Source organism: Paraglaciecola sp. 20A4 (genome assembly GCF_011378905.1).
Classification (GTDB): Bacteria; Pseudomonadota; Gammaproteobacteria; order Enterobacterales; family Alteromonadaceae; genus Paraglaciecola.
On record NZ_WTPY01000001.1, the window covers coordinates 105,754 to 119,161 of the forward strand.

Annotated in this window: 7 protein-coding genes; 1 reads left to right on the forward strand and 6 read right to left on the reverse strand. The window is 42.7% G+C overall.

All coding sequences use genetic code 11. The annotated features are described in order from the left end of the window. Nucleotides 1-150: 150 nt before the first annotated feature. Nucleotides 151-348, reverse strand: coding sequence for a hypothetical protein (locus GQS54_RS00410; protein WP_166422041.1), 198 nt, complete (start codon nt 346-348; stop codon nt 151-153). Nucleotides 349-912: 564 nt separating this feature from the next. Here GQS54_RS00410 and GQS54_RS00415 point away from each other — a divergent pair. Further along, nucleotides 913-3,093, forward strand: a complete 2,181-nt coding sequence (locus GQS54_RS00415) for a hypothetical protein (RefSeq protein WP_166422042.1) — start codon at nt 913-915, stop codon at nt 3,091-3,093. A 199-nt stretch (nt 3,094-3,292) separates the two neighbouring features. Here GQS54_RS00415 and GQS54_RS00420 read toward each other — a convergent pair whose 3' ends face one another. The 5 genes from GQS54_RS00420 to GQS54_RS00440 all read right to left on the reverse strand — a co-directional run bounded on the left by GQS54_RS00420 (nt 3,293) and on the right by GQS54_RS00440 (nt 13,349). Further along, a complete protein-coding gene (locus tag GQS54_RS00420) occupies nt 3,293-4,372 on the reverse strand; it encodes a PLP-dependent cysteine synthase family protein (RefSeq protein WP_166422043.1) in 1,080 nt (359 codons plus the stop codon). 513 nt (nt 4,373-4,885) lie between these two features. Beyond that, nucleotides 4,886-5,281, reverse strand: a complete 396-nt coding sequence (locus GQS54_RS00425; protein ID WP_166422044.1) for a DP-EP family protein — start codon at nt 5,279-5,281, stop codon at nt 4,886-4,888. Between the two features lie 29 nt (nt 5,282-5,310). After that, a complete protein-coding gene (locus tag GQS54_RS00430; protein WP_346766539.1) occupies nt 5,311-8,682 on the reverse strand; it encodes a winged helix-turn-helix domain-containing protein in 3,372 nt (1,123 codons plus the stop codon). 291 nt (nt 8,683-8,973) lie between these two features. Next, entirely contained in the window at nt 8,974-12,177 is a 3,204-nt protein-coding gene (locus tag GQS54_RS00435; protein WP_205967565.1) for an efflux RND transporter permease subunit, read from the reverse strand. An 8-nt stretch (nt 12,178-12,185) separates the two neighbouring features. Next, nucleotides 12,186-13,349, reverse strand: a complete 1,164-nt coding sequence (locus GQS54_RS00440) for an efflux RND transporter periplasmic adaptor subunit (protein ID WP_166422045.1) — start codon at nt 13,347-13,349, stop codon at nt 12,186-12,188. Nucleotides 13,350-13,408 lie beyond the last annotated feature (59 nt).

Below are 13,408 nucleotides of genomic sequence, written 5' to 3' on the forward strand. Positions count from 1 at the left end.
CAATGGCAAAGCGTGCATAGCGCACTAATTGTTTCTGTAAAAGAGCCTTCACTTCAAACGTGAGGGCTCTTTCTTTCTAAGTTAAGTAACTTTGTTGCTATGGATACTGAAAACACCTCAATAACTACGCTAAGGGAAATAGACATTTGCTTAGAGAGTTCTATGATTACGGTGACGCATTGAGGAAAAGCTGAAATAGCATTTCAATGCATAGGCACTGACAATCGGTACGCATATTACGCTGGCTATGGTAAACACCACATCCCCTATGGTATCAAAAAAGATGCTCTGGCTGACGTAACCCAAAGTACAAAGTAAGGCGATGTGTAATAGTAGAAACGTTTTCATGTTAGCTCCTTTTGTGTCGAGGGTAGTGAGACTGTTGTTACCTACCGATGACCCAATGTGTTGGTAATGCGTTAATCGACGTTAATACTTTATATAACACTGGGCATTATTACCTTCCGCTAACCTTCTGATTTTAACATTATGATTTAATTGATTTTTTAATCACTATAAATAATTTTTTTCTGCGCTCATTTAAAGAGAGTAACGACGCTATTGATAATAAATACGCTTTTTATAGGGACATTTAGCGTAATGTTATTGCACGAGAAGCGTTAATTTTGACAAGATAAACGCATTATTTTCGGTTGACTAAATACCTGAACAGGGAAATTTATACCTTGTTATGAAATCGGATAACTAAGTGGAGGTTGAGTCAAGGTACATTGAAGCCTTAGCTGCCACTCGAATGTAGTGATAAGGTATTGTTTCAGTTAGATAATTGGATCTGTAGTAGCCTTGCAATTTGAGTATAGACAGACTACTTAAATATAAAGAACGACGTAAAACATTATTATTCTAACTAATTCAAAGGCTGATCAGTCTTACGGAAACAGGAAGTGCGCTATGACCGAAAATATACAGAAGGATGAGTCGACAATTGAAGAAATCTCACCGCAAAGTACAGAAAGTACTGAAGTAGACAAGGCGGTTAAGTCTTCCATAAGCACTTCCTTCGCTAATGAACGTTATATGTACTTCACTGAACAAGATTTAGAAAAGATTCTCGCGAACATTGATGCTCTTCGCAGTAGCGTATTCCCCATAGACAACCTTGATAACGAACTTGAGGCGGGTAAGCAACAGAACTTCCCGTCAGTTTGCTTAATTGGATTAGGGCGTTGTGGTTCTAATATCGCTCTTGATGTGGCATCACTGGTGTATAACGCTCGCAATTTCTACCTGAATGAATTTGAAAACGAAGAGCGCCAATCCCGAGAGCAAGAATATCGTCCGATGCGCTGGATAAAACGCGGTTTACACTTGTCGAGCGGTCAAGATGTAAAGCCAGTTTTTTTGATAGAGCCTTTGGTCATGTTGGGCGATCTTGATAAAGATATCGAGGGCCGCGTGCGCTTTTCAAACAAGGGCGAAAAGGCCAGTTTTCTACAAGAATACACGAAGATGAAAATCATGGATTTGTCTGAGGTACATGCTGGTGGAGCAGGTAATGCGCCTATTCTCGGTCAGTACTTAGCCAGAATTATACTCAACAAAGACACCCAGCGTTTTGCTAATAAAGAATGGAAGAATATCCACTCATATCTAATTGATTCATGTGGTATTAAAGCAAACCAATCTCGGTTGTACTTTTATATCTTTAGTGCGGGGGGCGGCACCGGGTCAGGTATGGCATCTGAATTTGGTCTGGCTCAGCAGTACGCCTACATGAGCAAAACATTTGAGACTAGAGTGCTCAGTGAAACCGAAGATAATCGCGGACATTCTTTTGTGTTTGAGCCCATTTTCACCAGTGGTATTTGTATATTGCCCAATATTTCTGATCATGGTGTTGAGATGTCAGAAGCCTTACATATCAACGCAGGTCGGTTGTTATGTAAGTACATGGCTGAAGAATGGGATTTCTCCTATAACTTCGATAAAGAAGACAGCAGTGATGCCAGCGCCATGCATCGTATTCGCCCCTGGAATGCCATGATGTTGATCTCTAACGATATTATGCGCTATGCGGAAGAAACTGACGACAGCGGTATTCAGCATATAGACGTTAACGCAATGGAAAAGCACGCCAATCAGTATATTTCTCAGCAAATATTCAACATTCTAACTGCACAAGCGGTCACTACTGACTACGACGAGAATTACTTCCGCCGTGCAGGTATTGATATAGGTGAAACGATACGCTTAGATGCCAACGATTTGTTTATGAGCTTAGCTGGGCCTGTTGCTTTGGCTTATGCTGAGTCGGTCGTGCCGGTTGAAAACGTTTCGAACGTAGATAGAATTAAAATTCTTGATAGGGGCGGGAATGATTTAGATATCGATGACCTGTTCTTCCGCTCAATCGATTTGCCTCATTTCAATAAGATAACACAAGCAATCGAAGGAATAAGTCTGTTACCCATTGAATCGTCTCGCTACAGAGAGCGATTAAGTGAATATCTAAAAAGTGGCTATGATGCGAAACATCTAAAAGATCTGCATTTCTTCAAGAATTGCTCTTCAGTTGTGTCCATCATCTCATTGCCAAAAGATTACAAGCTTTCTTACATGGATTTAAATCGCTTGAAATCACATCTTAATGCGCTGTTCCCTAACACTACGCTAAAACGCTATGCATTGGTTATTGGTGCTTCGGCGAATATATCGCTAACCACGCTAATTGCAAAAAGTCCCTGTTTGAGTGACGACTTTTTGACCTTAATTGTGGCCTATATTAAGCGCTGCTTCGCCAAAGACAATTATCGTTTCGATGAAAAACTTGATCAAGCCATGCTTGAATTTATCCGCGCCGAAGTGTTTGATGAAGCCGCGCTGGATCTGATGCTTGAAGAATTCGAAAACCCCGCGAAAATTCTCGATACTAATTGGTACGCTATTAAGCCAATGTACGAGAAAAAGTACCGTGAACTTATTCGTGAAAAAGACAAGTTTGTCTCGATAAATGATATTCGATTAACACGAGAGAGCGTGAAAAAATCAATCAAATACTTGCGTGAAATTTATCGCCATAAAATTAGCAAAACCAAAGTCGTATCGTTAAACGACGACGAGGTAGAAGTATAAACGAATGCTTCATCGCCCTCAGCGGGAGTGCGAATAAAAATGGCCCCTATCAATAAAATTGGTAGGGGCCATTTTTTTAACTGCTTGTTTTACCCTAACCGCCATATAAAAATGTCGGTTGTTGCTGTGAGTTACCATCGTATGAGGGTAGGGGAAAGCTAATAGCCGTTAGACAGAACGACCAGCGCCCTTATAAGTACTACATTTCCCCTGTTAGCATAAAATTTTCTAGTTGCTGAGTATAAGGCGCTAAATCCAATTGTTGTTGTGTGACCCACTCGTCGTTGTAATAGCTATTTAGATAGCGCTCCCCCGAATCACAGATCATGCTGACCACGCTGCCTTGTTGCTTATTTTTTATCATCTGTGCGATAAGTTGCAAGGCGCCATAAACGTTGGTGCCGGTTGAGCCACCGCATTTGCGTCCAAGAATCTTTTCTAGCCAACGAATGGTCGCAATAGACGCCGCATCCGGTACCTGAATCATATGGTCAACAACGTCGGGTAAGAATGAGGGTTCAACCCGAGGACGACCTATACCTTCGATGCGCGAGCCTTTTTTGTTGGTGAGCTCCCTATTACGGTCTCGGTAGTAATCGAAAAAGACTGAATTGTCGGGGTCGACTACGGCTAACTGGGTTTTTAAATGCAATGCGGGGTTATAGCGCAAATAGCGACCAATGGTGGCTGATGTGCCCCCAGTGCCTGCACTGACTACTATCCAGCTAGGTATTTTATGTGATTCCAGCGCCATTTGATCAAAAATGCTTTCGGCAATATTGCTGTTACCTCGCCAATCGGTTGCTCGCTCTGCGTACGTAAATTGGTCCATGTAGTGGCCATTTAATTCGTCGGCGAGTTGCTGAGCCTTAGCGTACAGATCGTGTGGTTCAACTTTAAAACACTCACCACCATAAAATTCAATTTGTTTGATTTTTTCACTGGCGGTGCTTTTGGGGACAACGGCGATAAATCGCAAGCCGAGTAGGCGAGCAAAATAGGCTTCAGAAATAGCCGTACTGCCGGATGATGACTCAACAATAGTTGTATTTTGATTGATGACCCCATTACACAAGCCATATAAAAACAGCGAACGCGCCAAGCGGTGTTTAAGGCTCCCAGTGGGATGGGTGGATTCATCCTTGAGATACAGTGACACATCAACAAAGCATGGTAAGTCGACTTTGATTAAATGGGTGTCAGATGAGCGATTAAAATCTGCATTAATAATCGTTAACGCGGCGGCTAACCAAGTTTTCTTTTCTGTTGGAAGGGGCATCACTTTTATCTTGCTGCGTGTTTTACACTACGATAGCGTAAAGACCTGAACGAGTGAATGCATAGGCGAAGATATTTTAACGATTCTGCATCGTGATACCAATTCCAATAAATAATTGCCCTCTCAGAATTCATCCAGCGCGTTTTGAACAAGGCGTCGGTGTGCAGTAATGGTTGTTCCCTTTTAAATACCGATAACGTAGTACAGAACCCGCTGGGGAATTCCCTTCGGGCAAATTTTAAAAGGACCTACTCTGTGTTGCTCGAACTTGAAAGAGCACCGCTATTACTTCATTCAAGCGCCTTGATTAAGTTCTTTTAAGTTTTCGCTGAGTGGTTAATTATTTACTGGAGTTGGTATGAGTATAAAACCTAGACGAAATGCACTGGCGTTGCGCCATATTCAATTGAGCGAAAAAAAGCGTATATTGTGAAATGTCCGGCGCTTTTATTCGGCAATACGCAGCTTCGACTGACGAAGCTGCTATATGATGGATTGCCGCTACTTTGGAATTTAAGTGGGGCGATTTTTAATCATAGGATCAGCGCTGACGATGGCGTTTTTGAAATCATCGTCGCCTCGTTGAATCAACGTCAGTCTAACTGAGATATTTTGTGGGCTTTTACAATCATTGTTAAAACAGATGATATTGCCGGCACCGTTGATCATAAAATCCCAATTGGTATCCGGATTGCAGCCATCTTCAGTTTTTTGCAAGGCTCCAAAGAAGATATAAGGATCTTCTTTATCATCAGTATCTAAGGTGAAAAGCGCCATGCCTGAGCGACTAAAATCGAGCACCACTTCCTCATTCCAGCTTTTTTGCTCATGAATGAAAAACTCAACGACCGGCTTTGCGCCTTTTATGGCATTGACTCTTGTTTTTATTTTTTTTATTTGGGGAAACATGTGTCTTCCTTTATAGGTTGATGGTTGTACTAGAAGTTATAGTTTTTTATCTGCATCAGAGCTAATTTTTCGACGAAATGTCCGACTTTATCTAGCTTTCTTAAACATTCGTGAGCTTGTACATAAGGTAGCAGCACCTCGTAACTACTGTTATCAGTCACAATGGGTTGCAACAAGGTAATTGCCCGCTTACAGGCTTCTAGTTTATTCGTATTGGTTGTAGATAGGCTGCCTGCCTGACTTTGTGTCTGCAATTTTTGTTTTGCTTCTAGTAAATAAACATTGCTTAGGGCGCTCAGAAGTAGCTGGTTTGAGGGATGTTCAATCAATAATTGTTGTAATTTTGATTTAGCTAACGTAATTGCACGGTAGGCTAAATCCCAATCACTCTTAAGCTGATAGCTCTTAATAATAATGGGAATTGATGAATAGAATCTTTCAGCTCTCGCTAATATTCTTTGAAAGTCAGACCACGAAATACTTTGAGTTGAAGCACGATGGTGAATTAAAGTCGTTAAGTAGCTATTAAAAACATGAGCGCCGAGCAAGTCGAGTTGCCACAGTTCATTTGAGGGGTCTTGAAGTAACAGCGTGTCTAGGTTCGCTTTAGAGGACAAAGCAGCTTGATTTGCTGCTGTATACTGCCCTAGATAATACAATACATTAGCATTATTCAAGTAGGAATAAGCAAGGCTTTCGATTAAGTTACCATTGCCGCTGTGAGAAACTAATAAATTAGTGATAATATTTTGTACTTTTTCACGGGAGCGAACGGATTGTCTTAGGTCTCCTAATTGCTCTTCAGTTTCCGCTAGCCATTCAAGTGTATTTGCGATCTTCAAATGAGAAATATCAGTCTGGGGGACGTCTTTGACTAACTGATATTGAATAGCTAAAGCTCTTTCAAATGCTTCTTGTGCTGCATTGTGATCCTGTACTTTACTGTTAATGGCCCCAATAGCTAAATACGCATAAGATAATTCGAGTTTGGCCTCTGACGCTTCTTTGTCCTCTAATGCCAGCTCGTTCATTAGCTGGCTATACTTCAGGTATGATTCAAAATAAGGTTTTGCCACAGTAAACTCAGCTTTATCTGAGGCTAATTGTCCTAACCAAAATGCGTTTGCGCCTAGGGTTTTTAATAGTTCGGTATTCTCTGGTTTTTCTTTGAACAACGTCTCTAGTATGACCTTAGCAGACGTGAATCCTTGCTGAGCTTCGTCATTTTTATTGCGTGAATAAGCAACCTCTCCCATAGCACCCAAAGTTTGAGCATGCTGAAAACGGGTCTTAAAATTCTGTTCGGGATCTGTAAATGAAAATACCGACGATGCTCCATTGTCTTCATCCTGTTGACTGAAATATTCCAAGGCTTTGTTGCTAATACCATCGAGCAAATCCATGCGTTTTACGCTACGCAATTTATCGGCAAATTCCCCTACCATAAACCCTAATAAGCTCTCGGCTTCTAAACGTTTTTGCTGGGCTAAGCTTTCTGCTTGTTGGCTTTTAACGCTCATAAAAAGAGCCGTGAAGGTGAGTACACACAGTAACGTCACTGTGGTGCGCTTTAACCAGCGTTTAATATTCCCGCTTTTTTGCGATGCCCTTATAAGCGAGTGCTCATTTTCTTCAAGCGTAAATACTAAGCTGCGTTGCAAGCTTAAGGCTTCCTGCAAAGGCTTACCTTCTGCGAGTAAATAGGCTTTGTTTTTATCCTCAAATTGCCAGCGCCCTGCTAATTGCTGCAAGCGACTTTTGATTTGTAATCCTTCTCTATGGTCGCTTATCCATTTCGCTGCTCTGGCCCATTTCCGTAGCAATGCTTCATGTGCCAAGCTAAAGCAAGGCTCACCATTTTGCAGATGCGATACGAACAAGCGACTTTCTACCATGGCTTGTACAAATTGATGTTGGCTTGAATGTTTTAATGGGTTGTCGTCGAGTTGTGACCAACGTGCGGCCCGACTCGTGATAGTTTCGCCGTCTGGGTTGAGCGTGACGAGCAATGACAGTATAAATTCTAGTTGAGCTTGTTGTTCAGTGGATAATTGAAGATAGATCTGTTCCGCTTTTTTGCCGATGGCACCCTCTATTCCGCCCAGCTTACGATAAACTGAGTACAGCATTTCGTTATCATCACTGCGTTGTTCATATAGCTCTTGCAAGGTGTACTGCAACATCGGCAAGGCATCTGGATGATTGGCCGCTTCATAACATAACACTTCATCAAGGGGGGACGTGCTATTTGGCTCAACCGTCCAGCTCAAATTTGCTGCCTGGGCAGGCAAGCGAATCATTTGACTCAACTCACTGGGGGTCGGGGGAAGTAAATCGAAATGCGCACCTTGCTCTTTACCTGCCATCAAGGTTGGGTACGTGACGACTAACGGGTAAAAATCATTACGACAGGCGCTAAATATCAATATACAACCTGATGTGGCCAGTGTATCAATCGTTGCCAAAAACAGAGTGCGTTCATCAATTGTGAAGGCGGGTGATGAAAGCAATACTTCTAATCGGTCGATAAATAGAAAAAACTGAGGGTTTGCATGTTGCGCTTGTTGACCCTCAGGTCGTTCTTTTAGTGACGCTATGGCTTTTGTACACAACGCGATAACGTGCTGACAATTAGTTTGCAAGGTGACCGCGAGCGCGTCTGCGCTTAGGCCATCGAATACGGGGCAATCGTTCACGTCCCAGTCGAGCAGCGCTGAGGCTAAGTCCATAAATAAGCGGGATTGGCTGACATCCGCGAAATCAAGGCTGGTATAACTGACCACACCGATGCCGTCGTAGCCATTTCTGCGGTTCAGCCTAGCAAGCAAGCCTGCATTGACTAACGAGGATTTGCCGCTGCCACTGGGACCGAGAATTAAACAAAAAGCGCGCTTTGCACTGACCAATGTTGATACACGAGACAGCAAGGTAGTAATTTGTTCATTTCGACCAAAGAATACATCACTTTCATTTGTTTCAAATGCGCTTAAACCTGGAAAGGGCGACCCCCCTTGCCAGGTTTTTTGCAACTTGGGTTTCGAACTTGTTACGTCTTCTAAAGGGAAGTCTAGCTCGGCGACGATACGGTAGCCCCGTTTACGTATGGTCTCTATATATTTTGGGGCGCTGGGTTTGTCGTCAAAAGCTTTGCGTAACTGGGTAATGGCTTTATGTACTGGATTATCACCAATGTCGTTTCCCCAACACTTGTCGGCAATAACATCTGCACTGAGAACTTGCTCGGCGCCATACTCATGGCGTTGTTGACAAAGTAACAGTAGAACGTCCATCGCTTTGGGTTCTAGTTGCTTAACAATATCGCCCGCGCGGACACAGTTGGTCGTCGGGGTGACTTGCCAGTCGCCGATATAAAATATGTTTATTATTTTTTTTTCGTTCACGTTCTTATTTTACCCACTCATTCAGCTTGTGCACTGAAATCAGAAATGGAGCTCTCAAGGTTGTTGCCTTAAGTATGACGTTTCATTTTTATATGTGTTTAATAACAGCCTGTTATAAAGACCACATCGTTCTGTGGGTAAAGAATATACGTTATTTTAGGCTCGCTATCATCTACTAAAGTCTATGTTGGTAAGTGTATCGGTTAAGGGGGAAATTATTTAAGTATCTATTATTTCTTTGTAAAAAAAGCGCCAAAAGGCGCTTTTTAACTGGTTGGACTTACCATTACATTATGTGGCTGGCCTGTTGCTTTTATTATTGCGGCTTATGAGGCGAGCAATGGCACTAAAGATTGCTATAAACATGGCTTTTATATCTTCGAGTATCAAATATAAACACGGTACTAGAACCAACGTCACGAGGGTGGCATACATAACCGCAAAGCCTAAAGCTACCGCCATCGGAATAACGAATTTAGCCTGTAGACTGGTTTCGAACATAATAGGCAATACCCCTGCGAACGTGGTGATCGATGTCAGGGTGATAGCCCTGAATCGTGCGCACCCTGCATTGATAACTGAGTCTTTAAGGCGCACGCCCATTGCACGTTGCTGATTAACAAAATCGGTCATAACTAGACTGTCGTTTATCACAACCCCTGCGGCGGCGATAATGCCGAAGGTCGACATCATGCTTAAATCGATACCAAAAATGAAATGACCCCAAATTGCACCCGTCAAACTAAAGGGAATGACCGACATAATAATCAGTGGTTGGCCATAACTTTTAAGCGGCGCGGCGAGTAGGATATAAACCATAATCAAGCCGGCCACCAAGAACATCATTTGCTGACTTTGCTGCGCCTGTTGTTCTTCGATTGTGCCGCCAAGTTCGGTTTTTACCCCAGGGAATTTATCTTTAAGTTGAGGGAGTAATTCCTTTTCAACCTTTTCGATAACCGCATTCGGTTCCACTTCTTCTTCGTCAATTGAACCAAACACATATACGCTACGGTAACCGCCTTCTCGGCGAATATAGTTAATGCCCGGTTTCTCCGTTAAGCTAACGACGTCCCCAAGCATGACCTCTTTACCTGTTGGGGTCGTAATCACAGCGTATTTTAGCTCTGCAAAACGTTCACGGGTAACTTTGGGGTAGCGCACCATAACGCGCACTTCATCGCCACCACGAATCACTCGTTGGGCTTCACCACCGTAGAAACTTGCACCTACTTGGCGTGCGATTTCGGCTAAATTCAAACCTAAATCATAAGCGACGGGGAGTAGCTCCATTTGTATTTCTTTACTTGCGGGATCGATCGTAGAGCTAATATCAAATAGGCCGTTGGTTTGCTGCAACATCGAGATAAATTCACGGCCTGCGGCATTAAGGGTATTGATATCACTGCCAAATAGCATAAAGCCAAATTCACCGTCATCGTTTCCACCTCCATTGATGTCATCGATAATGGTAATCGACTTCATTCCAGGAATATCAGGTAACTGTTCGCGCCAACGTCTGGCTAATTCAAATGCGTCAAAATGACGATCATCTTCGTCCACTAAAGGTACTTGTACTCGGCCCTCTGTACGTCCGCGGTTGAACACCATGATATCGCGCATCATGGTGCTACCGAATTCGTCAACAATCTGCTTGTCTACGTCAAGTACCATACTTTCAATAGAAATTAGTGCATTGATGACCGCTTCGTCAGACACGTTTTCGTTCATCTCAAAAGTGATACCTGGGAAATCATGAGGCACTTTAGGGGAGGGGATCATGCGTACATAATTAGCTGATACCAGACCCCAACTGATCATTAATACCGCGATAAAAATACAGAACACAAACCAGCGCCATTCGGTACATTTTTCAACGAAACGCTTATATTTGCCGTTTACAAAGCCGAAGAAGCGCTTATTAAAACGGGCTCGCCAACTATGTTCTTTAATCGGGGTGAATTTCATGTGAGCTAAATGCGCCGGTAAAATCAGTTTTGATTCAATTAAGCTAAACACTAGACACAAGATAACGACGCAGGCAATTACATAGAAAAATTGACCCTCTGGGCCGGTCGAAAATAACGCTGGAGCAAATACTGCAATCGTAGTCAGCACTCCAAACGTAGCAGGCGTTGCTACCCGTTTGGCACCGCGGATAACGCTTTCGGCACCGCCGCCTGATTCTTCTATTTCGCTGTAAGCACTCTCGCCGATGACAATGGCGTCGTCCACCACTATCCCCAGCACCATAATAAATGCGAACAAAGACAAAATATTAATGGTGACGCCAAATATTGGCATCATCATAATCGCGCCTAAGAAACACACGGGTAAACCAAGCATTACCCAGAAAGCCAATCTAAAGCGCAAAAATATCGTTAGCATCAAGGCAACCAAAAACGCGCCTTGAACTAGATTTTTGAGCATCATGTCTAAGCGGCTGTTTAGGTAGTATGTCATGTCGACCAGTACTTTCAGTTGAAGACCTGTGGGCAATGTTTTGTTGCGCATCTCAATATAGTCTTTGACCGTTTTTGATACGGGAATAGTGCTCTGGTCTTTTGTTGCCTTAACCGACATATAAATAGCGTTTACGCCTGAGTATTTATAATATCGCTGACCTTCGACGAAACCGTCTTCAATGATCGCTACGTCGCCTAATAAAACTTTGGCCCCTGACTCACTTATTTTGACAGGAATATGGCGGAACTCGTCACCGTTATATAACTGGTTTTCAACGCGCACGGCGACTATGCCTGAATCAGTACGTAACTCACCAGCGGAAATATTAGCGGAATAATTACGAATAGCCTGAGATACGTCAGTTAGGGTTAAATTGTACTTGCGTAGAATATCAGGTTTGATTTCAACGGATATTTCGTCTTCTGGGGCATCCACGCTGACCAATGAAATATTTGACAACTGTAATAGCTCATCTTCTATTTTCTTGGCTATAGGTTTTAACTGGGTAATCGGCAAATCACCTACTAAAGACATTTCAATGACGTCTTGCTGGAATTCTATTTGCGAAATATCCGGTGGCTCCATCTCAGCTGGAAATGTAGCAATACTGTCAACACGTGCTTTGACCTTGTCGAGTACATCCGTGAGCTTCTTGTCTTTTTGGATCTCGAGGGTGACTCGTCCCGAGCCACGAAAAGCTCTGGATGTGGCTTTTTTAATCTCTGTAATGTCTTTTAATGACTCCTCAATTTTAATCAGAATACTTTCTTCAATTTCTTGGGGAGAGGCACCACGGTATACAGCATTGATATTAATATAATTAATTTCAATGTTCGGAAACATTTGGCGTTGAATAGTAAAATAACTAAACAGGCCCATGATGATGATAAAAATCATCATTAAATTAGCGGCCACCGAGTTGTTAGTGAAAAACGCAATAAGCCCCGTTTGCTTGGGCACTTTACCGTTTTCTAGATTTGGTTCTTCGTGTGGCACGTGCGGACGTGGTGTTTCATCTTCAGTTGACATGTCGACTCCTAGTTCGCTTGCTGAGCTAGAGGCTCATTAGCAACCGCAACGTTCACCACTTTCACTTCCATACCCATTTGCGGATACTCAGGTAGCGTAGTGACGATGTTGTCATTGTCGGAGATGCCTTTACTGATCAGTAAAAATTCACCTTCTTCACGTAATATTTCGACTTTTTTGGGCTGTAATTTGCTGTCTTTATCCATCACCCATACAGTTTGGTTATTGACCAATGCTTGAGGTAAGCGATATATGTGGTCAAGGGTGCGACCAGAAAAGCTCACTTGTACGTAATTACCAAATTTAAGGGCGGGTAAATTACTCTTTAAGCTGTAAGGGTCATTAACACGTACCACCAATTGACTCATACGAGTGGCTTGATCAACCACGCCTAAATCCCGAGAAATAAGGCCTGTACGCTTAATGGGGTTATAACCATTGGTGGTAATTTGTGCTTCTTTATCGGCTAAATTGTCAGGTAAAAACTCACGATCAAAACCGGCAATAGGAAAGATAACTTCTGCTGCTTCGACACTATAAATTTCACCTACTGTGGTGCCTTGGACTATAAATTGACCAACGCCAATATTACGGCTAACGACTAGGGCATCATATGGCGCTATGACCGCACAGTTATCTAAGTCGCGCTGAGCGATTTTTAAACCTGCTTGAGCTGACTTTAAGTTTGCTTCAGCACTGAGTAACTGTGGTTTGCGCAAATACAGATCAGAAACTTGACTGTTAGGAATGCTTTTGGCTTCTTGCTTGGCTACATCGCCTCGGGCTTTTTCTTCTATTAGTTGTGCTTGGGCTAAGCTAACGTTGGCTTGGGCTTGTAGAAGAGCAGCTTCATATGTGTCTTTCTCAATGCTAAATAAGGTGCTGCCACGCAATACTAAGCCACCAGCAACAAAATTAGCATGCCAACTGACGACTTCACCAGATACTTGCGATGAAATCATTGTGCGTTCAAGGGGTTGTACTTCACCGTAGTTGGCAATAACAACTTGATAGTCTTCAGCGTGAGCAGTTTCAACCGTAACGGTCGGGCGTGTATCGACTATCTCTTTTTTCTCATCTTCTGATGCACTAACTTCAATCAATGTCATGGTGCCAAAACCGGCGACAAGAGCAAGAGCGGGGAATAGAACTTTCTTCCATCTATTGTTCATTAGGGGGGAAAACCTTATTTGTGTGTTTAATTATTATTATATTTGGTTGTTATACGTAC